Annotated in this window: 24 protein-coding genes and 1 riboswitch; of the genes, 5 read left to right on the top strand and 19 right to left on the bottom strand. The window is 38.8% G+C overall.

What is annotated here, in order from left to right; translation table 11 throughout:
- Positions 1-209 precede the first annotated feature (209 nt).
- Positions 210-851 (top strand): phosphatase PAP2 family protein, encoded by a 642-nt coding sequence (locus ACP5NR_RS01260; protein ID WP_428005151.1) that lies wholly within the window; start codon positions 210-212, stop codon positions 849-851.
- Here the strand turns inward: ACP5NR_RS01260 and ACP5NR_RS01255 are convergent.
- The 17 genes from ACP5NR_RS01255 to rpmH form a co-directional block, all read right to left on the bottom strand.
- The gene (locus ACP5NR_RS01255) at positions 810-1,640 is read right to left on the bottom strand and encodes an ABC transporter ATP-binding protein (RefSeq protein WP_428005152.1); all 831 of its coding nucleotides are present in this window, start codon (positions 1,638-1,640) and stop codon (positions 810-812) included. The two genes, ACP5NR_RS01260 and ACP5NR_RS01255, sit on opposite strands and share 42 nt — an antisense overlap.
- Positions 1,633-2,634, bottom strand: coding sequence for a FecCD family ABC transporter permease (locus ACP5NR_RS01250; RefSeq protein WP_428005813.1), 1,002 nt, complete (start codon positions 2,632-2,634; stop codon positions 1,633-1,635). Before ACP5NR_RS01250 ends, ACP5NR_RS01255 begins: the two co-directional genes overlap by 8 nt.
- Positions 2,631-3,518 (bottom strand): ABC transporter substrate-binding protein, encoded by an 888-nt coding sequence (locus ACP5NR_RS01245; protein ID WP_428005154.1) that lies wholly within the window; start codon positions 3,516-3,518, stop codon positions 2,631-2,633. The genes ACP5NR_RS01250 and ACP5NR_RS01245 overlap by 4 nt, the downstream gene beginning before the upstream one ends.
- 89 nt (positions 3,519-3,607) lie before the next feature.
- A riboswitch (cobalamin riboswitch) is annotated at positions 3,608-3,775 on the bottom strand.
- A gap of 99 nt (positions 3,776-3,874) precedes the next feature.
- The gene (locus tag ACP5NR_RS01240) at positions 3,875-4,891 is read right to left on the bottom strand and encodes a hypothetical protein (protein ID WP_428005155.1); all 1,017 of its coding nucleotides are present in this window, start codon (positions 4,889-4,891) and stop codon (positions 3,875-3,877) included.
- Positions 4,892-4,893: 2 nt separating this feature from the next.
- Positions 4,894-5,415, bottom strand: coding sequence for a bis(5'-nucleosyl)-tetraphosphatase (symmetrical) YqeK (gene yqeK / locus ACP5NR_RS01235; protein WP_428005156.1), 522 nt, complete (start codon positions 5,413-5,415; stop codon positions 4,894-4,896).
- Between the two features lie 25 nt (positions 5,416-5,440).
- Positions 5,441-6,703 (bottom strand): hypothetical protein, encoded by a 1,263-nt coding sequence (locus ACP5NR_RS01230; RefSeq protein ID WP_428005157.1) that lies wholly within the window; start codon positions 6,701-6,703, stop codon positions 5,441-5,443.
- A gap of 73 nt (positions 6,704-6,776) precedes the next feature.
- A complete protein-coding gene (locus ACP5NR_RS01225) occupies positions 6,777-8,819 on the bottom strand; it encodes an alpha-amylase family glycosyl hydrolase (RefSeq protein WP_428005158.1) in 2,043 nt (680 codons plus the stop codon).
- The gene (locus ACP5NR_RS01220; protein ID WP_428005159.1) at positions 8,816-9,208 is read right to left on the bottom strand and encodes a cytidine deaminase; all 393 of its coding nucleotides are present in this window, start codon (positions 9,206-9,208) and stop codon (positions 8,816-8,818) included. Before ACP5NR_RS01220 ends, ACP5NR_RS01225 begins: the two co-directional genes overlap by 4 nt.
- Complete coding sequence (locus ACP5NR_RS01215) at positions 9,177-10,514, bottom strand: hemolysin family protein (RefSeq protein ID WP_428005160.1); 1,338 nt, start codon at positions 10,512-10,514, stop codon at positions 9,177-9,179. The genes ACP5NR_RS01220 and ACP5NR_RS01215 overlap by 32 nt, the downstream gene beginning before the upstream one ends.
- A 17-nt stretch (positions 10,515-10,531) precedes the next feature.
- Positions 10,532-10,987 carry a 23S rRNA (pseudouridine(1915)-N(3))-methyltransferase RlmH gene (locus ACP5NR_RS01210; RefSeq protein WP_428005161.1) on the bottom strand — a complete coding sequence of 152 codons (456 nt, stop codon included), beginning with the start codon at positions 10,985-10,987 and terminating at the stop codon, positions 10,532-10,534.
- On the bottom strand, positions 10,953-12,185 hold the full coding sequence (gene hutI, locus ACP5NR_RS01205; protein ID WP_428005162.1) for an imidazolonepropionase: 1,233 nt from the start codon (positions 12,183-12,185) through the stop codon (positions 10,953-10,955). Before hutI ends, ACP5NR_RS01210 begins: the two co-directional genes overlap by 35 nt.
- Positions 12,163-13,074, bottom strand: a complete 912-nt coding sequence (gene ftcD, locus ACP5NR_RS01200) for a glutamate formimidoyltransferase (RefSeq protein ID WP_428005163.1) — start codon at positions 13,072-13,074, stop codon at positions 12,163-12,165. Before ftcD ends, hutI begins: the two co-directional genes overlap by 23 nt.
- A 13-nt stretch (positions 13,075-13,087) precedes the next feature.
- Positions 13,088-13,726 carry an RNA-binding cell elongation regulator Jag/EloR gene (jag, locus tag ACP5NR_RS01195; RefSeq protein WP_428005164.1) on the bottom strand — a complete coding sequence of 213 codons (639 nt, stop codon included), beginning with the start codon at positions 13,724-13,726 and terminating at the stop codon, positions 13,088-13,090.
- Positions 13,696-15,093 (bottom strand): membrane protein insertase YidC, encoded by a 1,398-nt coding sequence (gene yidC / locus ACP5NR_RS01190; protein WP_428005165.1) that lies wholly within the window; start codon positions 15,091-15,093, stop codon positions 13,696-13,698. The genes jag and yidC overlap by 31 nt, the downstream gene beginning before the upstream one ends.
- Complete coding sequence (gene yidD, locus ACP5NR_RS01185) at positions 15,090-15,335, bottom strand: membrane protein insertion efficiency factor YidD (protein WP_428005166.1); 246 nt, start codon at positions 15,333-15,335, stop codon at positions 15,090-15,092. Before yidD ends, yidC begins: the two co-directional genes overlap by 4 nt.
- Positions 15,325-15,687 carry a ribonuclease P protein component gene (rnpA, locus tag ACP5NR_RS01180; protein WP_428005167.1) on the bottom strand — a complete coding sequence of 121 codons (363 nt, stop codon included), beginning with the start codon at positions 15,685-15,687 and terminating at the stop codon, positions 15,325-15,327. The genes yidD and rnpA overlap by 11 nt, the downstream gene beginning before the upstream one ends.
- Positions 15,684-15,818, bottom strand: a complete 135-nt coding sequence (gene rpmH, locus ACP5NR_RS01175; RefSeq protein WP_428005168.1) for a 50S ribosomal protein L34 — start codon at positions 15,816-15,818, stop codon at positions 15,684-15,686. The genes rnpA and rpmH overlap by 4 nt, the downstream gene beginning before the upstream one ends.
- A gap of 225 nt (positions 15,819-16,043) precedes the next feature.
- Here rpmH and ACP5NR_RS01170 point away from each other — a divergent pair, with 225 nt between their 5' ends.
- Positions 16,044-17,957 (top strand): prolyl oligopeptidase family serine peptidase, encoded by a 1,914-nt coding sequence (locus tag ACP5NR_RS01170; protein WP_428005169.1) that lies wholly within the window; start codon positions 16,044-16,046, stop codon positions 17,955-17,957.
- Between the two features lie 309 nt (positions 17,958-18,266).
- Here ACP5NR_RS01170 and ACP5NR_RS01165 read toward each other — a convergent pair whose 3' ends face one another.
- Together ACP5NR_RS01165 and ACP5NR_RS01160 are read right to left on the bottom strand one after the other, a co-directional pair.
- Positions 18,267-18,974, bottom strand: coding sequence for a glycosyltransferase family 2 protein (locus tag ACP5NR_RS01165; RefSeq protein WP_428004584.1), 708 nt, complete (start codon positions 18,972-18,974; stop codon positions 18,267-18,269).
- A 17-nt stretch (positions 18,975-18,991) separates the two neighbouring features.
- Positions 18,992-20,107: a glycosyltransferase family 4 protein gene (locus ACP5NR_RS01160; protein ID WP_428004585.1), complete on the bottom strand. Its 1,116-nt coding sequence runs from the start codon at positions 20,105-20,107 to the stop codon at positions 18,992-18,994.
- 229 nt (positions 20,108-20,336) lie between these two features.
- On the opposite strand from ACP5NR_RS01160, the gene ACP5NR_RS01155 reads away from it, so the two are divergent.
- The 3 genes from ACP5NR_RS01155 to ACP5NR_RS01145 all read left to right on the top strand — a co-directional run bounded on the left by ACP5NR_RS01155 (position 20,337) and on the right by ACP5NR_RS01145 (position 24,862).
- Complete coding sequence (locus ACP5NR_RS01155; protein WP_428004586.1) at positions 20,337-22,028, top strand: DUF4910 domain-containing protein; 1,692 nt, start codon at positions 20,337-20,339, stop codon at positions 22,026-22,028.
- Positions 22,029-22,037: 9 nt separating this feature from the next.
- Complete coding sequence (locus tag ACP5NR_RS01150) at positions 22,038-22,745, top strand: tetratricopeptide repeat protein (protein ID WP_428004587.1); 708 nt, start codon at positions 22,038-22,040, stop codon at positions 22,743-22,745.
- A gap of 242 nt (positions 22,746-22,987) precedes the next feature.
- On the top strand, positions 22,988-24,862 hold the full coding sequence (locus tag ACP5NR_RS01145; protein ID WP_428004588.1) for an APC family permease: 1,875 nt from the start codon (positions 22,988-22,990) through the stop codon (positions 24,860-24,862).
- The last annotated feature ends 46 nt before the right edge of the window (positions 24,863-24,908 follow it).

Here is a 24,908-nt window from a genome sequence, read left to right as displayed (position 1 = left end):
GGCGAATGCGAGAGCCGACGCACAAAAAGACATTAGAGATTGGGGAATAGAGACTAAAAAGCGGCACATGGCCAATAGCCTATGGCAAGAAAGAGACATTAGAAATTGGGGATTGAAAAAATGGCCCTGACGATATTTCACATTTAAATCGATCAAGTATATAATCGATGATGTAAAGATCAAAAAAGTTAAAAAGAGGGGTGGATAGCATGGAATGGCTAAATCGGCAGATTAAGCAAGGGGTAATTTATTCCGGATGGAAAAACATCGTGCTTGCGGTGGTGCTTGTCGTAGCGCTCTATTTCACAAATGAACTTTACAACATACTTAACCATGGGCCAAATTTGATCTTCATGAAATCGTATCTTGACAATTTCATACCTGTCGTCCCACCATTTGTAATTCCATACGTGTCTTTAAATTATTTCATTTACGCGTCACTGGTAGCACTTTTGATCTTCAGGATACGAATGTTCAAATCCGTTGCGTTTTCAATGATCGTAGTCTGGTTTGTGAGTTACGCTTTCTATTTTTTTGCCCAATCATTTATCGTAAGGCCAAATCTGACCGGAGATGATTTTCTCACAAAGATGATAATATCCGTTTACGCAAGCGATCATCCATACAACGATTTCCCAAGCCTTCATACTTCTCTATCCACGCTGATGGCATTTCACTGGATTCGAATCGATAAAAGAATAGGAATACCCGTCGCTATTTGGACTGCCCTTATCGTGGCATCGACAGTCCTTATAAAACAGCACTACATAGCAGATGTGGTGATCGGAATAGCATTGAGTTTTGCAGTATCAAGAATATTTCTTAAGTACGTCGCAAAAGAGAGCATCTGAATTGTCTTCGAGATCCATGAAGACGTTAACTGTACCATTTCTTGGATCTTTGATGACTTCACAATTTGCACCGTAGACTTCTTCTATCATATCTTTTGTCAAAACCATTTCGGGATCGCCGATCGCGTATATTTTGCCGGATTTCATGATTATTATTCTGTCGGAAAAGGCAGAGGCCTGGTTTATATCGTGAAATGTCGATATAACCGTGGATCCAAACTTTTTGACCCTTTCTTTCATCTTCAAAAGCAGATGCTGGGCATTACCTATGTCAAGATGAACGGTAGCCTCATCAAGGAGAAAAAGATCTGGATTTTGCGCAAAAACTTTCGCAACGTAAACTATTTGACGTTCTCCGCCACTTAAAGAGTAAAACATTCTGTCTTTGAGATGGTGAATGTTGAGGTCTTCGAAGGCAATTTCAATGTGCTTTTTGTCTTCCCGGGAAAGATCTCCAAAAAGATTTGTGTAAGGTGTTCTCCCCATCTCAACTATCTCAGAAACTTTCATATCGTAAATCGGTGCGAATTCCTGGGCAACAACGCCGATCTTTTTTGAAAGCGATCTTCTCGGAATCTTTTTTATCTCTTGATCGTAAAACTTTATATTTCCTTTATAGTCGATCATGTTAAGGATGGACTTCATCAGCGTCGTTTTCCCAGATCCGTTTGGACCTATTACGCCGATTATTTCTCCTTTTCTAACGGTAAAATTGACCTTATCGATCGCGTTTTTTGAAGATTTAGGATAGGAATAAGATACATTCTCAATTTTCAAAAATTCAAACATTCTGCACTCGCCTCCTCAAAATGTATATGAAGATCGGCGCTCCAATTAGTGCCGTTATCGTCCCTATCGGCATTTCGGATGGGGTAAAAGCAGTTCTTGCAACCGTATCACAAGCAACGATAAAGGTTCCGCCTAAAATGGCAGATGCAGGCATTGAAATTTTATGATCCGACCCAAAAAGTCTTCTTGACATGTGAGGCATTATAAGCCCTACAAATCCTATTATGCCAGATGTTGAAACGGCAATGGCCGTCACGAGTGTACCTACGACAAATATCATCAATTTCATCATTTCAACGTTAACTCCAAGGTACGCCGCCTCTTCTTCGCCTGCAACCATGGCATTGAGATATTTGCTTATAGACATGAAAAAAATCACAGAGGCAATAGAAGAAATTCCCACAAGGATTACGTCATGCCATCCGGCTCCGGAAAGGCTTCCAAGCAACCAAAAAGAAGTCACTTGGACGTCTCTCCATCCGTAAACTATCAAAAATGTAACTCCTGCTCCAAACATAAGGTTGACTATGACCCCGCTTAATATCAATTCTGTCGTTGGAAGTTTCCCTCCTCTTCTTGACACGAAATAAGTTAGGCCGGTAGCAACAAGACCAAAAACAAAGGCAAAGATCCACATGTAAAAGACAAAATTCGGATAATAAAGTTGTGCTATCACGTTGGCAAGAATTGCTCCGAAGGCAGCACCGGATGAAACACCAAGGATATAAGGATCTGCCAAAGGATTTTTCAACATGGCTTGAAAAGCATTACCCGTTACAGAAAGTGCCGCTCCCACTCCCAATCCAAGCAAAATTCTTGGAAGTCTCAATTGAAGAATTATGATTTTATCCGTCGACGGCACTTTCATTCCGACAAGTGCTTTGAAAACTTCAAGTACAGGTATGTAAACGGGGCCAAACGCGATATTTGCAAGGATGAATATCAAAATAAAGGGAAGCGCGATCCAAAAGATCTTTTCCCTTGAATTTTTCACCATTTCTGGAAAATATCGTAAATCTCCTGAAGCAAATCTATAAGTTGGGTATTCGGCTGGGATGCGATATTCCCATTTATCGCATAGACATGTCCCATCTTGACGGCTTTAAGATCTGCAAATGGAGGATATGTATCAAACTGTTCTATCGCAGCCTTTTCTCCTCCGGACACATAATATGGAACCAAAATTATATCCGGATTTTGGGCAACAACAAATTCAGGACTGACAGGTAACCAACCATTTGGTCCGGCATAATTACCTGTTATATTCACACCACCGGCCAAAGATATTATCTCATTTAAAAAAGAACCCATTCCAGCCGTCCATATTTCTTTTCCCGGTGTTCCATAGAAAACGGTTGGTCTTTTATCGAGCGGGATTGTATAAGCGGCATTTTCAATCTTTGATTCCACAGATTGCAATTTGTTGACAAGCATTTCTCCTCTTTGTGGATCTCCCATGATAGTCGCAACATCCATGACGTCACGGTAAACACCGTTAAGGCTGTTGGCATTCAGCACAAAAGACGTTACGCCTAATTTTTTCAGGCTTGCATATTGGGGAAGTTGAAAGCCACCGAAGAGAAAAACTATATCCGGTTTCAAAGAAATTATTTTTTCAAGATCAAGAGGATAAAGTAACCCTATGTTCTGTGCCTTTGTGTAAGCATCATACTGTGTAACGCCCACTATTCTGTCGGCATAACCAAGTTTCAACATGAAATCCGTTACAGATGGAGCGGCATCGATAACCCTCATCGGTGTACTTTGAATGGTTACCACATTACCTGCATCATCAACGAGTGTCACAGGATAGTAAGACGCAAAGACTGCCATTACGAAAAGCACTGAAATCAACGATAAAACGACAAATCTTTTCACAAAAATCCCTCCTTAAAAAAATTAATGCCGACAAAAAGTCGGCTGGTTCCCATTTTTACCATACCAAACACTTTCCCGAGTGTTAAATCAGGTTCGATTCGAAACAGGCAGGTCTCCTGACTTCCGGGTCATCCTCAATCTGCGCCTTCCCAGTTTCCCAGTGGCATTTTGCAGACATCGTTTCCGGTTACAGTGGCGGGACCGCGTCGGATTTTCACCGAACTTCCCTATTCAAAACCTGTTTCAAAAAAATTCTACCACAAAATCAGAACTAATTCAAGTTGAGTTGTGCACTTCATCCTGCTCTCCGCCAAAATTAAATTTGCATTTCACTTTTAAAAGAGATTTAGTATAGTTTAAGATCCAAGCAAAACTACAAAATCATAATTTCCGAGCGTGTAATACCTGTTTGAAGCAGCCCAGTTGCTTATCATGTAGTAATTTTTCAAAAAGTTCGGATCATTTTCGTTCATAAATTTAAAATCCAATTTAGGGTATATCTTTGACAAAGCAGACTTAAGCGCAGACGTCTTCCATGCGGCATCTGAAAGGACAAGCACAAGGTTTTCTCCAGAAAAGTCGTCACATGTTTCGGGAATTATCTCAAAATTGTAGCCGTTCTTAGACCATTTACCCCAGTTATCTTGATAAAAAATTGACGTGTCTTCACCGGTACAATTCACGATCACAGGTTTTATAGAGAACGGATTATGAAATGGAGCACAATTTTCCATTTCCATCGAAAAATTTTTCAATTCTCCTTCATCCGTTACAATAGAACCGTTGAGATAGATCGAAGGATAAGATATGGTTGAAATAACCGGCTTTGTCTGGATAAATCTCAAAAGTCTTATGAATCTCGTGAGTGTTATGGTACTTGTGAAATTATTCGAAAAACTGTTGAAAGCATAAAAGATCGAGATGGGATCTCCTAATTTGGAATTTTTTTCAAGGTTGTTTAAAAAATCACCTATGGTGTTGTAATTTAACCCGCTTTCATAATTTTTAAGGCTACTTTTCGTTGATATCATGTAATCTGTAAGTTTAATTCCGCTTCCTTTTTCAATGGCCTCTTCCATCTTTTTTATCCCGTACGTTTGATAAATGTTTGAGATAGTCTGTCCGTTAAACGTAAGGTCTTTTGGAACACTTACTATTACAAGATTTTTAGTCGTAAGATCCATGCCGACTATCTCTACGGAAGAAATGCCAGAATTGTCTACTATCAAAGAAAGCATGTAAACTTTAGAGTTTGGATATTCATTTGCTATGGTGCTAAATCCCATTTGAAAAAAAGGATAAAGCAAAATAGAAAAAATAAAAATTCCAAATGCCAGAGAAATTACGGATAAGACAAGAATTAAATTTTTCAATTTTATCCCCTTAAACTGTTCCAAGTGTCGACTGTTTCCGGTAACACCAAAAGATCATTTGTAACGGCATAAATGAGTTTGTTTTTGATTATGGCCTCATATCCTTTAATTAAAGAATTCATCGATATCGATCTTAATTCTTCAACACCTTCAAATTCTCTTCCCGATTCGGTTGAGTCAAGTATAAGCATCGCCATGACAATCGTTGAATTGGTGGGAATTCCGGATGTATGATAAGCAACGGCGTTAAGAATTTCTTCATCTGTTATCTTGAAACGTCTTCTCAGATATTCGGCCGAGATTTTGCCATGAAGTAAAATTGGAAGGCGTTCCTCAATTTGTGTCATTCCGATGTTCCATGCAATGGCCATTTTTTTCAGTTTGGCTGGATCGACATCGCGAAAAAGATCATGTGCGTCAACGCAAATCATCAATTTTTCCAGATCGATATTGTGTTTCTCTGCCAAAATCACCGCATCTTCTTCCATTCTTTCTATGTGAGCCGTCCTCCGACGGCTCACCATAAAAGTTCTGAGTCTTTTAAGTTCCTCAATAACTTGTTTGTAATCCGTAAGTGAACACTTCCTCCGAATTTGGTTTTAAATCAACAAGAAAACGTATCTGCGTTGTCGATGGTCTTTCAAATTGAATGCCTGTCGGAGTTGAAGTTACAATCGCATCTGGCGGAATTGAAATGTATATCCATAAACTTTGGGTATTTGAAGATGAATTAACGGCCGTTATCTGATAGGTATAACCGTAAAGGTCTTTTGTGACCATCGTTCTTTGAGTTTCGACTTGTTTTGCACTCAAATCAAAATTCTGACCGTATTGAAGGTCAAGCGAAACCATCGATGCCGTATCGGTGATGTTTGTCTGTCCAAGGAAGTAAGTCATGCCATCTTTTGTCGTGTAAAGGCTGACCACACCTGCCGGTATGGCAAAGTCATGATCTATTTTTACAACTTGAACGGCATTTGTGAGATTTTGCGATGGATTGTAGACGATGTTCAATTTAGCCAATTTCACGTTTTTGGAAAACAAAGGCAGAAAGATCGCATTGTTCGAATCAAGTTCGTCTACCTTACCGTAATTGTAAATTTTATATCCTTCGACACTTTGCACCTGTGGCATTGAAGGCGAAGGCGTATACGCGGCAGCGAAAGTTTTTGTCATTTGAGGCTGAGAAGTGTTTGATGTGAATGGATTTCCAGAAAGAAAAGCAAGGTTGAAATCTTTGAAAGTCGTATCCGTTTTGTTCCATATTTCTATTTCACCGTTCATAGAACTGTTATCCACGTTGAGCGTGTAATAGGCTTTCCAGCCTATCCCGTTGGTCAAGTAAGAATAGGAAATGGACGAAGCATTTGTCGAAACAAGAAAATAGTTTTGAGAGTCGATTTGTGGAAGAGATGGAAAGATGAATTGACCCGACGGAGAGAAATATACCTTTCCGCCGTCAATTGTTTGAATTATAATAGGATTCGAAGAAAGTATGCGTACATTTTTTACGACTGTCGTTGAACTGTCTGTAAATTGAAACTGCACCGTCGTACCAAGAAACCTTTTAAGAAGATAGTCAAGGCTGTAAGATTCGGCAGCATGGTACCTGTAAGAAACACTTGAAGATGTGACAAGTGATTCCGGCATCGCACCATTTGTGGTCGGAATCATAAACGAATCGTTTCCATTTTTGATTGCGGCATTTGAATAAACAAGCGCCATTTGATCGTAGACAAGCAAATTCGTGGCGGCAAAACTCACGGAAAACAACAAAATCATTCCCAAAACCAAAAAGATGAAGTTCTTCACACAATCACCTCCAGTTAAATTGGCAATTGAAATTTGACAACGAACCATTAGAAACAATTTCAAATGCTATTTGTTATTTAATTTCGAGGATCATAACCTGATATGGTTGCATCGTTAAATTCAAACCACTCTCAGAGCCACCGATCATCGTTTCATCAACAAGATTCTCAAATTTTCCATAAAGTGGAGTTGAGACCTTTTGAACCGTACTTCCGCCATTTATGAAAACGTAAAGAGTTTGACCCTCGTAAGTTCTTTCGAAGCCCAAAACATCTTTATCCATAACAATTGGAAGGTAATTTCCGTATCTTAGCGCCGGATTCGTTTCATGTATATTTATCAAAAGTTTGTACCAGTCAAAGAGTTTCATGTTCCATTTACTTTTATCCCAAATCATACAACCACGATTCAGCGGATCGTTACCGCCTGTCATACCTATTTCATCTCCATAATATATCATAGGTGCTCCCGGAAAGGTCATCTGTAAACCGACAAGCGCCATCATCTTGTTAAGATCACCATTTGCAGCCGTCAAAGCCCTCGGAGTGTCCTGACTATCTATTAGATTCCAAAGTGAATTCCAAAGTTGAGGTGGATAGGTGTTAAGATACGAATTCGTGTTGTTGACGAAAGCATTTGCACCGGATCCGTAAATTATAAAATTGTAAGCGGCACTTTGGAAAAGATAATTCATCACAGAGTTAAAGGCACCTTCATCAAACCATTGAGATGTGTTAGTCCATATCTCGGCAACATCCAATGAATCCGGATTGACTTCATGAATCCATCCATAAAGATCGACAAGGAATTGATTGGCTATGACATTTGCCGAATCTATTCTCCAACCGCTTATTCCTTTTGAAGTCCAGTAATCTATGACCCCTTTGAGGTATTTTTGAACGTCAGGATTCATGACGTTTAATTTCGGTAAAGACGCGTAATCCTGGAATGTTCTGTAATACCCCGGCATTTCGATAACGGGATATTTAAGCACAAAATACCAATCCTTGTAAGGCGAATTTTGTTGATATTTCAAAAGATTCTGAAAGGCGAAAAATTGCGTGCCCGTGTGATTGAAAACGCCGTCAAGTATCCAGTGAATATCATCTTTGTTAAGATCTCCGGAAAGTTCTTCAAAGGTTTTGAGCGTTCCGAAATGCGGATCTATTTCCATGTAATTCTGCGTGTCATATTTGTGATTTGACGGTGCTTCGAAAATAGGAGTCGTGTAAAGTTCGTTAATGTCAAGTGACTTTAAGTAATCGAGATGATCTATTATCCCTCTCAGATCGCCTCCAAAAAAATCTGTGTTTGTTGGAGTTCCACCCCATGGCAAGGTGCCAGGAGGGTTATTAGACGGATTGCCGTCCCAGAACCTTTCGGGAAAGATCTCGTAAACAACCGCACCTTGAGACCACTTTGGAACGCTGAGAATTCTAACAGTCGGAGATGCAAAATCAAAGAAGAAAAAATTTGACGATGTTGCGATTCCGCTCGATCCGATTTCAACCTTTGTCGTTCCATTTTGAAGTAAGAATTTGTAATTGAAAGATGTCGAGGTCGGATGAAATTCACTTCTGAAGATGTCAGTGTATTGATTCATCACAATTCTTTTCATTGAATACATAGAACCGTTAACATCCAATGTGGCACTGTCAACGTCATCATGAAGTGTTTCAAAAGAAAAGTAAATCGTTTTGGTAGACGCGGGATCGAGATATTCAAAAGAGTTTTGATCGAAATGGATGTAATTTTTGTGAATGATTCCGCTTCCTAATTTTCCGGTTGGGAGGGTATAATTTCCAACCGTGATCAATGAATAATAACCGCCTTTGTCATTTGGAACAGTTTTGGGATTAGCCGGATCGCTTATAATTTGTCCATCCACAAGAAAATCATAATAATACACCCCATCGGGTAAATTGATGGTTTTCATCCAGATATTCCCAAAAGTGTTTGTCATGATATCGGCTGTTGCAGACCAATCGTTAAAAGTACCGATAACGGCAACCGATTTGGTGTTGGCATCGCCTTGATAGGCAAATAACACGTCTTTTGAAAAGGCAAAAGAAACGACGATCAAAAAAATGAAAATGAAAAGTGAAATTTTCTTCAATTTTCATCCCTCCTTAAATCGAAAGCGCCCGGAAGCAGTTGATCGACGGTGGTTTGTTCTATCTCTCCGTCGTCATTGGCAAGTATCACATCGAAATTTCCAAATTCGGACATGACCTGCCTGCATGCACCGCACGGCGAAACAGGACCTTTTGTATTTGCAACTACGGCTATTTTTTTGAATTTCCTTTCACCCTCGCTTACGGCCTTGAAAATGGCAATTCTTTCCGCACACATGCTCAATCCGAAAGATGAATTTTCAACATTGCATCCCGTGTATATGATTCCGGATTCAGCCTCGACGGCGGCACCAACTTTAAAGCCAGAATATGGTGCATAGGCTTTTTCCTTTGCCTCTTTAGCTTTCTTTATCAGTTCTTGAACCGTCAACGTCATTCATCCCTTTCAATTTGATCTCTATCTTTATTATCCTTAACCTGTTGGATTCAACTATTTTAGCGGTAAAATCATTCGTTTCCACAATCTCGCCAGGCTTTGGTACCCTTTCGAATACTTTAAGAAGATATCCACCTATTGTCTCAAATTGACTTTCCGGAAATGAAATTCCAAGTTCTCTTTCAAGGTTGTTTATGGGAGTCAAGCCACTCACGATATACGTGTTTCGGTCCGCTTTAACTATCGGCACTTTATCTTCTTCAACATCGTATTCGTCGAATATTTCTCCGGTTAATTCCTCGAGCACGTCTTCGAGAGTTACCAATCCGGCTGTTCCACCATATTCATCCACGACTATGGCTATGTGCATCTTCATGTATCTCATTTCATGGAGCAAATCATCTATTTTTTTCGTTTCCGGCACGAAATACGGAGCCCTTATCACGTCTTTTACCTGAAGCCTGTCAAGTGCTTCTTTGCCTTTTGAATTCAACACGGAAATGATATCTTTTGAGTAACATATTCCAATTATATGATCGACATTTTCAGTGTAAACCGGCAGTCTTGAGTACTTTGATTCATCAAATTGCTTTATCGCATCTGTAAGCGTTTCTTTGGATTCCAACGTTATCATCTCAATGCGAGGTACCATAATTTCTTTGACGTAAGTACTCTTGAGTTTCAAGGCACCTTTAAGTATAGCACCTTCTTGGGCTTCTATCACGCCAATGCTTTTTCCGGTATCTATTTCGAAAAGAATATCTTCGCTTGAAATGAATGGTTCAACGTTTCGATCTTTTGTGAGCAATCCATTTATGAAGTTTGAGAAACCGTTGAGGCCCAAAGTGACAGGTCTTAAAACAACATCGATGAATTTGATTGTTGAAAAGGACAAATTAAAAAACTTCGTCGCGTTGGATCTTGCGTAAAGTTTAGGAGTTATTTCTCCAAAGACAACTATGACAATCGTGACTACGATCGTAACAATCGTCAACACAAAACCTTCCGAGATACCTTTCGGTAAGATCTGAATCGTCATGATAGTCGCAAAAGAAGAAAGTAAAATGTTCACCAAGTTATTCAACACAAGTATAACGGTAAGATATCTGTTTGAAACCTTTAGTTGATTTTCGAAATTCATGTTTTCTGCATTATTGCTTATGGCATCACGAAGTTTTCTTTTACTTACGCTAAGCATGGAAGTTTCAGAAGCCGAAAAAAAAGCGGACAAACCAAGCAAAATTAAAATTGAGATTATTCCCCACAAAATGTAAGTGCTACTCAGCGGATCACCCTCCAATTAAAACAACCTCCCTTTCAATGATCATACGGTTGACCCGAAATGATCTTCATGGATCTGTAAATTTGCTCGACAAGCAAAAGGAACGTTAAAGAATGTGTGAAAGTCATGCGCGAAAGAGAAAGTTTTGAACTTGCGAGATTTTTGATTTCTTCGGAAACACCATAAATACCGCCAATCACAAAAAATATTTCTCCTTTGCTCTCGAGTTCTCTTTTCATGAAAGCCGAGAATTCCTGCGTGTTCATCTCAACACCGTTTACGTCAAGCAATGTGAATTTTCTCGTGCCTATATATTTTAACAATTTTTTTGATTCTTCTTCAACATATATTCGTGGATCAACGGAATGAGATGAACCGATATCTTTAAATGTGATTTTCACAAATTTTTGCAGTCTTTTTGTGTATTCTTGAACGCCAGCGGAAATGAAATCATTTTTAATCTTTCCTGGAGAAATTATCTCTATTTTCAAAAAATTCAACTCCATTTACAAAAACCGCTTTCAAAAGTTCACCGCTTGGCATGTATGGAATATAATCTATGTCAGGTGCATCGATTATAACTATATCCGCTCTCTTTCCAACTTCTATTGTTCCGCACTCCTTTTCAAGTCCGAGAACAGATGCAGCGTTCAGTGTGTGAGCCACAAATGCTTCTTCAGGAGTCATTCCGAGGTAATTGACGGCTAAGTGAATGTTCAAAAAGGGCGAATAAAAAGTATTTGATCCCGGATTAAAATCGGAACCAAGTGCCACCGGTACACCTTCGTCTATCATTGCACGTGCAGGAGCAAAAGCATTTTTAAGATAAAAACTTGTTAGCGGAAGTAAAACTGCCATTGTTTTGTTTTGAGCCATTTTTTTAATCTCTGCTTTTGAACACATGGCAAGATGATCGACGCTTGCGGCACCGAGATCTGAGGCAATGCCGGCAAATCCATTTGATGAAAGTTCGTCCGCATGCACTCTTACTTTAAAACCTTTTGATTTCGCGTATTTTATATATTTAACAGATCCTTCAACCGAGAAAGCGCCTTCATCACAAAAGATATCGACGAATTTTGCAAGGTCTTTCTCTTTTACGAAATCCAACATGTATTTCAATTCATCGATATACGCTTTTTCTCCCATGGATGGCACCGCATGTGCGCCAAGAAAAGTAGAAACCACCTTTTGAGGTGTATTTTCAGAAATTCTTCTTATAGCCTCAAGTTGCTTTATTTCATTTTCAAAATCAAGTCCGTATCCGCTTTTGCACTCTATGGCCGTAACGCCACTTTTCAAAAACCATCTTGCATACTTAAGTCCATGCACGACAAGATCATCCAAAGAGGCTTTTCTTACCGAATCGACTGTGGAATGAATGCCTCCGCCATCTTTCAAAATTTCAGAATATTTCGCACCCTTGGCACGCATCAAAAATTCTTTGGTTCTGTCACCCACGAAAGGGATATGGGTGTGAGGATCGACAAAGCCAGGAATTGCAAGCATGCCATCACCTTCAAAAACATTCTCAGATTCAGAAGGTTCATTGCTTATCGAAATTATTTTACCATCCAGAATTTTTATATTTCCGGTGACATATTTAAGAACACAATCGGTTACCGGAGAAATGCCGGTAGCCGTTACGATCTTTACATTCCTTATTTCAAGATTCGCTGAGTTTGTCAAGCAATTTATTTTCTATCACCTTGTCACCAGAAAAATTATCTATTCTTAAATAAAAGTTGCACGTCTGAATCATCACATCCATCGGCATCATTCCGATTATTTCCGATCCGACGACCGGTACTCCGTATCTTTCAGCCTCTGATTTTATAGTTTCAAATACTCTGTAAAGCGGACTCTTTTTGTAATTAGTCATGTTCATCGATACCTGAACCACGCCTTTTTCTTTAAGATCAACTCCGATAGCCTTGATGAATCTGTATCCTCCGGATGAATTTCTGACGCTTTTCGCTATATTTTCTGCTATTTTGATATCCTTCGTGCCAAGATTAACGTTGAAGGCTATAAGATATTCCCTTGCCCCAACGGCAACAACGCCAGCCGTGGGATGAACTGCTTTTGGACCAAAATCTGGTATCCAATCCGGAGATTTAATTTTGTCAAAAAAGCCTTCAAATTCTCCTTTTCTTATATCCGCAAGATTTTCTCTCGAAGGTTTTGTTGCGGATCTTTCGTAAAGGTACACGGGAACATTTAATTCTTCTCCGATTCTTTTACCAACCGATTTTGAAATGTCGATACATTCTTCCATAGTGGTACCTTTTATCGGAACGAACGGGATCACATCAACGGCACCCATTCTCGGATGCTCGCCCGTATGGTGCCTTAGATCTATGAGTTCAACGGCTTTTTTCGACATTTTGAATATGGCCTCTGCAACTGCTTGAGGATCTCCGACAATAGTCACGACCGATCTGTTGTGATCTTCATCCATCGACCAGTCAAAAACCCATACGTTTTCAGTTTCTTCGGATACTTTTATTATCTCCTCTACAACCTCTTTGCGACGCCCCTCGCTGAAATTTGGAACTGATTCGATTAACTTTTTCAACTTAATCACCTTCTTAAATTCTAACTTTTAAATTCTCTATGACTATATGACGGTATGGTTCGTTACCTACCGAATAGGCTTTAAGATCGCTGTTGTGTGAAAGGATCTCGTGTACGATCTTTCTCTCTCTGTTGTCCATTGGATCTAAAGATATCCTTCTGACATTTTGCTTTCTAATCTTGATGATGGCATCATTAACCATTTTTCTTATGAACGCTTCTCTTCTTATTCTGTAGTCGTTGACATCTAACAAAATGGAAATTTTGTGATCGTTCATCTTGTTGACGTAAACAGATAGAAGATGTTCAACCGATTCCATCGTTTTTCCGTGTTTACCTATGAAGTTAGAAAGCGCACTTGTTGACTTAACTTTCACCGAGTACGACGACATCGTTTTAAGTACATCAACGATTATTTCTCCTTCTTGACCATAAAATTTGAGCATCTGCTCAAGAAATTCTTTGATAATCCTTATATTGTAATTATCGTTTATAGAAACTTTCACTATCGCACTTTTCGAACCTATCCCCAAAAATCCTTTTGAAGGTTCTTGTACGACAGAAAAATTTATTTCTTCTTTCCTGACGTTTAACTCTTTACATGCAAGTTCGAGAGATTCTTCTACACTTTTTGCTTCGAATTCTTTTTCCATTTCTTGTCCCCCCACTGAACCTTTGGATTCATGCCGAAGACTTCACGCCATGTTATACCTTTCATGTGATATATTTTGGCAGCCACATAACTTGTTAAAACTTGCATTCCGGAAAAAGTGGTGTAATAGAGGAAAAGGCCAACCGGAAATCCTATGAATATGAACTCCATTACGGCAGACATACCGGCAGCCAACCAAACCTGACTTGGCTTTGTGCTTGTCCACAAAGAAGACCAAACCGTGAAAACAACTATTAACAGAAGCAGAAGAATGTTGACACTTATTCCACCGACTGAAAGATCGTTCCAGATCAAAAATTGAGGATTGTAAGCAAAAACTTCTCTGGAATAAAAAATGACGTAATACAAAAGTGCAAGTACCGGAAATTGGATCAAAAGCGGCAAACAACCTCCTGCCGGATTCACACCCTCGGACTTGAAAAGTTTCATCTGCTCTTCTTGCACTTTTTTTGGATCTTTATATTTTTTCTGAAGTTCCTGTATCTTTGGTTGCAAATCTCGCATTTTTAACATAGATTTCATTTGCACGTGAAAGAGAGGATAAAGTACGACCCTGATTATTATTCCAAACAGGATTATCGCCCATCCGTAATTACCCGTTAGATCGTACAGCCAGTTAAGAAATACCACAAATATGTACATAAACCATGAATACCAAGGTTCAGATCCCGGATATGTGCCAATGAATTGAGAAATGATGTTCTGCTGATTTGGGAAAACCGAAAAAATCAATGTATTTTTCACAGGACCCATGTAAATTTTAGATGTTAGATTGCCTGAAAAAGTTGCTTCGCCACTCCCGTTAAAGGTTCCGTTTGTGATCGATGAAAATGTTACAATTCCTTTTTGAGAATAGAAAGAACCGAACACACTTCCGCCGTCACGGTTGAAATTCGATTCAAGAGTGGGGAAAGTTAAGCCTAATTGCAAGTTATCAGGCGCTTTTACAGATACCATGACTTCGTAATTTGGATTATTCACAAATGTTATTGATTTTTCAACACTTTGACCGTTAACATCGTAAAAAAAGTTAATCGTAACATTTGAAACTGTTTGGAAATTCTTTTTTTCATGGTTATCGAATGACCAACTTGTAGGAATTAAAGGTTTGCCATTGTACGATAACACCAATCCGTCGCCGGTATTAGACCAAGCATGCACATTTTCGTAAAAAACGCTGTATTCATTTGTTAAAAAACCACTTTTAAGATCTACGCTGTATTCGTAAAGTTTAGTCGTAACAGTCGCTGTATCAGAAGAAACGGCAACATTTACTTTCGGGATCGCAAAGGCAAAAGTCGAAACAGCAACTACAAGAAGTATAAGAAAAAACAGTTTTTTTGTCACCTGTGTTTACCTCCAATGATGAATTTTGTTGGCACGGGATCTTCTCCTCCTTTGTTGTAAGGATTGCATCTTAAAACACGCCAAACAGAAAGTATAAGGCCCCTGAAAAAACCAAATCTTTCTATGGCCTCAATGGCATAATTTGAGCAAGTAGGTGTAAACCTGCAAGAAGGTGGTTTCAACGGAGAAATATATTTTTGATAAAGTTTTATCGGCTTGATCAAAATATCTCTAAATCTCATTTGGAACCTTTCTTTCTAAAGTCCCGAGTAAAAAAAGAAAAGAAGATCTGAATGTATCGAAACTCATATTCTCGAAATGATCTCTTAAACTTTTTTTGGGAATGACGATCATATCGATTCCATTTTGGGGTTTATTTGTCCTGAAAACTTCTCGACTGTATCTCTTAAATCTATTTCTGACATGAGCCTTCCCAAATTTTTTTGATACAATTATTCCCATCCTTGGCCGTCCAAGATCGTTATAAAAATACTTTATCGACAATAACTCGTTTGATACATTTTGACCTTCGGAAAAAATCCTCTGAAAATCTCTTTCTCTTTTGAGACGATTCATCGGTTCAAAAGCATTCAAACCGTTAATCTTTTTCTTCCAGCCCTTCGTCTACTACTCAAAACTCTTCTTCCAGAACTTGTGCTCATTCTTGAAAGAAATCCATGAGTTTTGGCTCTTTTCCTGCGCTTAGGTTGATACGTACGTTTCATGGTAACCTCCTTAAATCAAGTCATATCCGTAAGATGATTATACAAACTGAGAGAGATATTGTCAAGATCAATCTCATATATACTTGATTAACTTTAAATGTGAGGCATTATGCTATGAGCCACGCGCTACGTGCCGTTCTGGTACCTGCCCGGAGCGACTATTCGGAATTTGAATTTTGTTTGGTATATAATTGTTGCAAGGTCTAACGGAAAGGGATGATCGAGATGAACACATTTTCATCAAAGACATTTTTAAGATTCAAATTTGCTGGGGATCCACAGATAGATCCAAGCGGTAACAGAATTGCATTTACCCTAAGCCATTCAAATGAAAAGCAGGACGGATATGACAAATCCATTTACATGTACGATGGAAATCTATTTCAATTTACAAAAGGACCTTCAGATAGTTCTCCGAGATGGTCTCCGGATGGGAAAGAAATAGCCTTTATCTCTGCTTCCAAAGATGAAAAGGGTTCTAATCTTATGTCAATAAGATCCGATGGAGGAGAATCCGTTAAAATAGCCCATTTTGATGATCAAATAACGGACCTCGCATGGCTAAATTCAAATGAACTAATCCTTTCGGTTGCTTTAAAGGCAAAAAGGAAAAGTAAAAACGAAGGTCCAAAAGATGATGTACATGAAATAGAGAAAATTCCATTCTGGTCAAATGGAGAAGGATTTACATACGATGTTAAGGTTCAACTTTATCTTGTTGGCAAAAACGGAACAAAAAAGTGCTTGACAAAAGAAAGAGGAGACATATTCACCTTTGCTCCTTCTCCTGATGGGAAAAATGTTGCCTTCGTTGAAGCACTTGATCTTGAACACAATCCACTCGTCTCTGACCTTTTTGTTTTAAAGATAGGATTTGGAGAACCTAAAAAAATCACGAATTCGGATGTGTCCGTTGGGAATATATGCTGGAGCCCAAATTCAAAAGAAATGGCGGTCGCCATTTCGGATTTAAAGCACGGATCTTTCACAAATGAAAGATTATGGATAACCAATTTAAACGGTAACTTCACAAAAATTTGTGATGTCGATCTGGCAAAGGGAAATTCTATAAACAGTGATTCGCGCGGCGGTTCTCCAAACAAAATTTTCTGGAGAGATTCTGGAATATATTTCATGATGACTGATGGCCCTCTCTCCAAAATTTACAAATTTTTTGATGGAAAAGTTTCGGAGATCATCAACGGAGAGAGATCTGTATCCGGATTCAATGTTGCCCCAAATGGAAATATAGCCTTTCTTTCTATGAACTTTACATCTTTAGACGAACTTTATCTTTACAAAAACGGAAAAGAAAAGAAAATCTCAAGGTTAAACGATCTGCGAAATTTTTCAATTTCAGTTCCAGAACATTTTGATGTGATATCTTCCGATGGCAAAAAGATAGACGCATGGATCATGAAACCAACTGATTTTCAAAAGGGAAAAAAGTATCCGACGATCCTCGAAGTTCACGGAGGTCCGAGAACGGCTTATGGTAATGCCTTTTTCCTTGAATTTCAAATGCTGACATCAAACGGTTTTGCCGTCTTATTCTCAAATCCAAGAGGAAGTGACGGATATGGTGAAGAATTTTCTTACATACACGGAGCGTACGGTAAAAGAGATTACAAAGACATAATGGAAGTTGTGGATGAAGCGATAAAGCGTTTTGATTTTGTCGACGAGAAACGTTTGGGAATTACAGGCGGATCTTACGGCGGATATATGACAAATTGGGTTGTAACTCAAACAGACAGATTCAAATCGGCTGTCTCACAACGCTCGATAAGTAACTGGGTGTCGTTTTTTGGAACAACGGACATAGGATATTTCTTTGGACCTGATCAATTAGGCGGTGATCCCTGGTCGAACCCTGGCGGATATGCGGAAATGTCTCCTCTTACTTACGTAAAAAACGTCAAAACACCTATAATGTTTATTCATTCCATGGAAGACTACAGATGTTACATGGTTGAAGCATTTCAATTTTTTACGGCATTAAGATATCTGAACAAAGAAGCAAAACTTGCACTTTTCCCTTCCGAAAACCATGAATTGTCAAGATCAGGTAAACCTTACCATAGAATCAAAAGGTTAGATCTTATACTTGATTGGTTCAAAAAGCATCTTGAAATTTAAGACAAGGTCTCCGAAAAAGGAGACCTTTTAACTTTTTCGAGAAAGAATTCTCCATCATCTAAAGAAAAATGCGTAGGTATACTAAACCAGTTTTAAATTCCGAATCGCAGCGATGGCAGGTGCCTACAACGGCAGGTAGCGTGTGGCTCGTAGCACGTAGAAAAGAGATTAGAGTTTAGACATTAGAGATGGTTCGTAACGCGTGACGCGTAATCTGTAATCATACTGCTCACTCTTTACTACTCACCGATCACCATTTTAAGGCATCCTGCCCTCTGCTTAAATTTATTTAAGTATAGTGAGAGTATGTTACTTCCTTGTTTTGTTGTATTCATCGTAACTCATATCTGGATTTTTGTTTTTTAACATCTGCCTCCACATGCCGATGAACATCTTCGTGGTATTCAAAAATCCACCTTTTTTAAATCTTCTTGCGGAAGTGAACACAATTTTATTTCTCAATTTGACTTTTCCAAATTTTTTGAGTCTTCTTCCAAGATCTATATCAGGGCTGCCCCATTTCCAGTTTGGATCGTATCCACCGGATTTAACGTAAGATTCCCTTCTGAAGAGAAAATTAAAACCAGCCGTGTTATCAAGGCCTAAAAATTTCGAAAACCATAAAAAGATCGTGTAAAAGATAAGACTTGCAAATGCCGTGAATTCATTCGTATCGTAAAACGTCGCCGTTCCGTAAACAGCAACGACGTTTTTTCTTTTGAAAGACTTTACCATTTTTTCAAGCCATCTTTTGGGATATATCGAATCGGCATCGCATATCGTCAAAATTTCACCGTGCGTTTCTTCAATGCCACGTCTCACGGCAAAGATATAACCTTGTTTCGATTCATTGACGGTTTTAACATATTTTGAAGCGATCTCGCGTGTTTTATCTTTGCTGTTGTTGTCCACAACGATGATTTCAAAATCCTTATAACTTTGACTAAGAAGACTTTTTATCGTTTTTTCGATAGATGCTTCTTCATTGTAAGCGGGTATTACGATAGAAACTTTCATTTAAACTCCCCCATCGCCTATGTCTGATAAAAAAGAATCTTGTAAAGATCCTCGAATTTTTTTCCGATATCGAATTGTGCAAGAGTTTGATCATAATTTTTTGCAAACGCACTTATTAACTGAGGATTTTCTATTATTTTTGTTATTTTAGTGACAAAACTGCTTACATTTGGTTCGGCCAGAAGCCCGTTGTAACCATCTTTGATTATCTCCGGAATACCGCCAACATTTGAAGCCACAACCGGGATGTTTCTGGACATTGCTTCAATGATGACAAGTGAAAGTGCCTCCATTTTTGACGGTACCAAAAGCAAATCTATCTTTGAATAAATTTCATCTGCATTTTTGACAAAACCGTGAAAATAAACATTTTTAATTTCATTCCTTATGACAAAATCTTCCATCGCTTTCTTTTTGCTCCCATCCCCGAAAAGATGCAAAGAAAGGTAACCATAATTTTTTACGAGAATTCTAAAAACCTTGATCGCTAAGATGACATTTTTTTCCTTTTCAAATCTTGCCACTACACCGATGTTTTTCACGCTGAACGGCGGATCTGATTTTAAATTGATATCTTCCACTCCGTTATGAATCATGTAAATATTTTTCTTCGACGGCAAAATACTTTTGATCTTATTTCGTAAGAATTCGCTTACACATATCACGTTATTTAATTTCCCAAGATATTTTTTGATTGCAAGTTTGAACGGCCAAATGCTTGCGTATGAAGGTATATTGCTGTAAAAAATGACATTTGTGCGTTCAGAAAAACTCTTCAAAATGAGCACATCTGTCGGAGCATGTGCAAAGATCAAATCGTAATTTTCTTTTTTTACCTTTCTTTCCACAATTTGTCTTTCTGTTTTTAGAAGCCTGTAAAAATTTAAGTTTAGAAAATTCTTGTCGACGGTAAGTGTATCAAAATGGTAATTTATAAATTCAACCTTTGTACATCCAATATCTGCCCAAAAATCTTTTAGAATTTGTGTGTTGGGGTATGCTATGGTGATTTTATCAATCTCGCTCTTCGAACATAGAAATTTTATGAATTTTTTTAGATATATTTCTCCTCCTCCTATTGTACCCAGAGAAGGAGTCACAGAAAAAAAACTTTTTTCATGACCTTCCTCCATACACTCATCTTTTTGATTTTAACACGAACTTCGATTTAACTCCAAAATTCTGCTATAATTGATCAACTTTAAATATGAAATATCGTTGACTCTGGCATTCGCCCTTCGGTGTCTGGTCCTCGCAGGCTGCGGAGGCCACCTCGCGGCATCATGCCCTCTGCCAAACTCAAAAATTGTGTTTCACTTTTAAAAAAGATTTAGGATATAATCTCTCAAAGAGGGTGAGATGATGAAAGAAGAATTTCTAAAAGAATTTTTTCCTCAAAATGCACTTGATTTAGAATGGGAATTGTCCAAATTTCACAGATCAAAAGGCGGTATAGGATTTTCGAAGGCGATAAACACAATTCAAGAATTCATCGGGGAATCGCGGATTTTAAAATATCCTCTTAACAAATCTTACGAAACATGGGGTATGCCACGCGGGTGGAATTTAAAAGACGGTTTTTTGAAAATTTCAAATGGCAGTTACATAGTTGGTTCTCTTGCACTTTCTCCTATAAGTGCTGTTTTTCTTTCCGGAAAGACAAACGGGATCGAAAAACTCAAAGTTATCGATGTTGAAAGCGGAGAAGATGAAAAGGATTACAAAAAGTCAGTGCGTGATAAGGCAATCCTTGCAGGCGGAGATCCTGCGAGAGTTTACAGAATGGCAAAAAAGTTCGGTGCAAGATGCGTGCTTTCTTACTTCATGAGGGCACAGGACCCTTTGATAAACAGAAATCCTGAAATGCTCCCAATGGCCGTAAATTACACTTCATTTCCCGTTGAAGCCGATGAAAGTATATTTGGTTTTGCCTTATCATACAATCAATACAAATATTTAAAGGCACTTGCAAAGAAAAATTTGGAAATAGAAGCCTTCATAGATGTAGACAGCGGAACAAACGAACTTGAAATTTTGGAAGCGCGAATAGGTAAAAAAGGAAAGGAAAAACCCATAATTTTAACCGCACATTTGTGTCATCCGAAACCAGGTGCGAATGACAACGCAAGCGGTTCCGCTTTGCTCGCGGAAATTGTCAGGGTACTCAGAAAATTCAAGATAAACCGTGAAATAACGGCACTTTGGGTGCCTGAAATGTATGGCACCATATCTTACTTTACAGATCACAATAATGATTTTGAATTCAACATAAACCTTGACATGGTCGGAGAAGATCAGAACAATACCGGATCCACGCTCGATGTATCGGCAACACCGTGGTCTTTACCTTCCTTTGTGAACGAGTTGATGGGAGTTCATCTTGAAAATCCGCATTTTCGCGTAAAAGAAGGAAGTTATTCCGGCGGATCGGACCATTACATTTTTGTGGATTCATCCATGGGTGTTCAGGCAGTCTCTCTTACCCAGTGGCCAGACAGGTATTACCACACAAGTCAAGACACCCCAGATAAATCAAGTGTTGAATCGTTTGAATGGATAGGAAAGGCCGTTTTAGAAACTCTTGGAGATATAATTGAAGGTCCTCAAGATGCTGCCGGCAAAACGATTCAACGTATTTTCGATAAATTTTTGAGAACAGACGGAGACGATGAGGTAAGAAACTGGATCGCTTTTAGATCCTATAAAAGTTTAGAGGCTTTTTCGAAATATGCGGATGTCAAAAAGTTAAAAGACTATTTGAAAAAAGAGATCAATTTCGATGATATACCTAAACCCAAAAAGATCAAAAAATTTAAAGGCCCGCTCGGAGACTCATGGATGAACGAAGCGGACAAAGATTGGGAATTCAAAGTTTTAAAAGCATATCCAGCGTACAGAGATTACAAAGATGAATTTCTCAATTTTCTCGATTTGGGATTTGATCTTGAAAAGGCTGTTAAGATGGCTTCCAAAGAATTTGGCATAAAGGATGATTTGAAAACGCAATCCGAATATCTTGTCAGAAGACTCAAAGAAAAAAATTTGATCGATTAGGGGGCGGAAATGAGAAAATTATTGATCGTTTCTTTCATCTTGAGTTTGTCTTTGATAGTCTTAGGATCAAATTTAGACCAGGACTTTTACAATTACAGGGCATCTCAAAACGCGACCGGCATGTTGAATTTGATAGATCAGGTTAAAATTCTTCCCAATCTTACCAAAAGCGCTACAATTTTGACACTGCTTGCGGATGCCTGTACAGAATACGGTTTATGGGGTGCACCGAAAGATAAAAAAGCAGTTTATTTTAATGATTCACTTGATTACGCAAAATCAGCGCTTAAGATGACTCCAAACGACGCTTATTTGAATTTCGTCGCAGGTGCGGCAATAGGGCGTCTTGCTCAATACAAAGGAATAGTGCAAAGCCTTTTTATGCTCGGAGATTTCGACAATTACATAAACAAAGCCATAAAACTCGATCCGAAACTTTACCGTGCTTATGTCGCGCTTGCCATGAGGTACAGGGATACACCATGGCCGTTTGCCGATTTTGAAAAATCAGAGATGCTTTTCAAAAAAGCACTGTCTTTGGATCCCAGATATGTTTACGGTTACTACGAACTTGCGATGCTTTACGTGAAATGGGGCAAAAAAGACCTTGCACGTGAGACTTTCGAAAAAATCGTTTCGATGCCCATTGAAAAAGAATTTGCAGTTCAGGAAACGCAATGCAAAATAGAGGCAAAGGCATGGCTTGACGAAAATTAAACGTATGTTCATAGTTTTGTAATTGACAAATCTTCTCGCCAGTGATAACATACAAAAAAGCATTTATGGAGATTAAAATGGTAGAAAAGATTTTTTGCTTTGAAAAACTGAATAGAAAGCATATCAAGTATCTGCCCGGTGGAGGAGCAGGCATTTGATCGTGCTTTGATCATAGTGAATTCACCGGGCCACATCGAGCAGATGTGGCCTTTTTCATTTAAAAAATCTTGGAGGTGCGATGAATGGATAACTCGCAAAAAGTTACTAAAGGTAATTCTGCAGCATCATTTGCAGCTGAATCAGACAAAAAATTGAAAAAAGTTTTGACTTTTCAGGATCTTTTCTTCCTTTCGATGGGCGGGATAATAGGTTCTGGTTGGTTACTCGGCGTTGCCGCAGGGGCAAGTGCCGCAGGGCCTGCTTCAATACTTTCATGGATAATAGGTGGGGTTATAGTGTTATTCATAGCGCTCACACTTGCAGAAGTTGCAGGGGCTATCCCGAAGAGCGGAGCAATCGTCAGATATCCACACTTAACTTACGGAAGTTATACCGGATTTATCCTTGGATGGGCTTATCTTTTAGGTGCCGTAACGACGCCTACAATTGAAGCCGAAGCGGTTTTGACATACGTTGCTACGTACGTGCCTGATCTCTTCAGGACTGTTTCTGGAGTCTCAGTTTTAACTCCAATAGGAATTCTTTTCGGAGTTGGATTGCTTGGGGCCTTTTTCTTACTCAACTGGTTTGGCATAAAATTTCTTGGCAAATTCAACAGTATCGCAACATGGTGGAAGTTCATACTTCCAGTTACAACTTTTATATTTTTACTTTTCATGTTCAACAAATCGAACTTTGTTTCCTACGGCGGATTTGCACCTTTGGGCACTGGTAGCATTTTTTACGCAATACCGGCAGCGGGCATAATATTTTCATACCTCGGATTTCGTCAGGCAGTCGAATTTGGAGGAGAAGCCAAAAACCCTCAAAGAGATATTCCGCGGGCAACCATTCTTTCCATAATTGCCGCGATGGCTCTCTATTCCTTACTTCAACTTGCTTTCATAGGCGCCATCAAATGGCCGGCAGGAATAAGTTGGGCCAATTTGACATCGAGTGATCTGGGTACATCACCGTTTTTTACGGAATTAAAATACAGTGGAATAGCCCTTTTTGGCGCTTTTGCAAATTTACTGCTTATCGATGCATGGATCTCTCCAAGTGGAACTGGATGGATATACCTTGGAACAAGTTCAAGGGTACTTTACGGCATGGGAGCAGATGGATATCTTCCTTCGGCGTTACTTAAAATTCACAGTAAAACAAAGGTACCATACATCGCCCTTATAGCCTCTCTTGTAATAGGCATCTTCTTTTTCCTGCCATTTCCGTCATGGTATTTATTCGTTGGCTTTTCAACCAGCGCAACGGTTTTAACTTACATAATAAGTCCGGTAGCATTGCAAGTTTTCAGAAAAAATGCCCCACAACTCAAAAGATCCTTTAAACTTTCGTATGCCGGCATAATAGCCCCGATAGCTTTTATAGGAGGAGCACTTATAGTTTACTGGTCCGGCATAACGACTCTTACCATGATCACTTACGCAACGCTTATCGGAATACCGATCTTTTATTTCGTTTATGTGACTAAAAAACTTGGGATTTCAAAACTTTTTGCTTACACCTTTGGAATTGTGGGACTCATAGTCTCGATCACGGGAATAATACTCAATTATCTTTACGTTTTATACGCTCCCGCCGGCGAAAGTATGACAATGAAAACATCGGTATTTCTTTCAACGCTTATCGTATCTGCTTTGATTTTCGTGGCCGGAACGGTTATGACAGGAAAACGATTATCTGGAGAAAAAAAGATCATCTTTACAAGTTCTTATTGGCTTTTTGCCCTGATCTTTTTAACAGATCTTGTATCTTATTTTGGAAGTTTCGGAAACGGTGTTATTCCATTTCCATGGGATACACTTCTAATGGCTGTTATTTACGGTATTATATATGTTTTTGCGATAAGAGCAGGTTATAAGACGGAAGATCTGCAAAAGATAATAGAAGAACAATACGAATTACCGATAATTCCGGAGAATTCCGAAGACAAATAAGGAGCCGGCCATCTCTTGGCATTCTGCCCTGCGTCAAACTCAAAAT

It is taken from the genome of Athalassotoga sp. (assembly GCF_049965695.1).
Lineage (GTDB): Bacteria > Thermotogota > Thermotogae > Mesoaciditogales > Mesoaciditogaceae > Athalassotoga.
Note: the sequence above shows the minus strand (reverse complement) of the source record. Positions and strands in the feature narration are given on the sequence as shown.

Excerpts from the sequence above, each read along its gene's own strand:
- yidD (WP_428005166.1), bottom strand. The coding sequence starts at position 15,335 with ATGAGATTTAGAGATATTTTGATCAAGCCGATAAAACTTTATCAAAAA.
- ACP5NR_RS01160 (WP_428004585.1), bottom strand. The coding sequence starts at position 20,107 with ATGGAGGAAGGTCATGAAAAAAGTTTTTTTTCTGTGACTCCTTCTCTG.
- ACP5NR_RS01150 (WP_428004587.1), top strand. The coding sequence starts at position 22,038 with ATGAGAAAATTATTGATCGTTTCTTTCATCTTGAGTTTGTCTTTGATA.
- ACP5NR_RS01255 (WP_428005152.1), bottom strand. The coding sequence starts at position 1,640 with ATGTTTGAATTTTTGAAAATTGAGAATGTATCTTATTCCTATCCTAAA.
- ACP5NR_RS01165 (WP_428004584.1), bottom strand. The coding sequence starts at position 18,974 with ATGAAAGTTTCTATCGTAATACCCGCTTACAATGAAGAAGCATCTATC.
- ACP5NR_RS01145 (WP_428004588.1), top strand. The coding sequence starts at position 22,988 with ATGGATAACTCGCAAAAAGTTACTAAAGGTAATTCTGCAGCATCATTT.
- ACP5NR_RS01170 (WP_428005169.1), top strand. The coding sequence starts at position 16,044 with ATGAACACATTTTCATCAAAGACATTTTTAAGATTCAAATTTGCTGGG.
- rpmH (WP_428005168.1), bottom strand. The coding sequence starts at position 15,818 with ATGAAACGTACGTATCAACCTAAGCGCAGGAAAAGAGCCAAAACTCAT.
- ACP5NR_RS01155 (WP_428004586.1), top strand. The coding sequence starts at position 20,337 with ATGAAAGAAGAATTTCTAAAAGAATTTTTTCCTCAAAATGCACTTGAT.
- jag (WP_428005164.1), bottom strand. The coding sequence starts at position 13,726 with ATGGAAAAAGAATTCGAAGCAAAAAGTGTAGAAGAATCTCTCGAACTT.
- yqeK (WP_428005156.1), bottom strand. The coding sequence starts at position 5,415 with ATGGTGAGCCGTCGGAGGACGGCTCACATAGAAAGAATGGAAGAAGAT.
- ACP5NR_RS01260 (WP_428005151.1), top strand. The coding sequence starts at position 210 with ATGGAATGGCTAAATCGGCAGATTAAGCAAGGGGTAATTTATTCCGGA.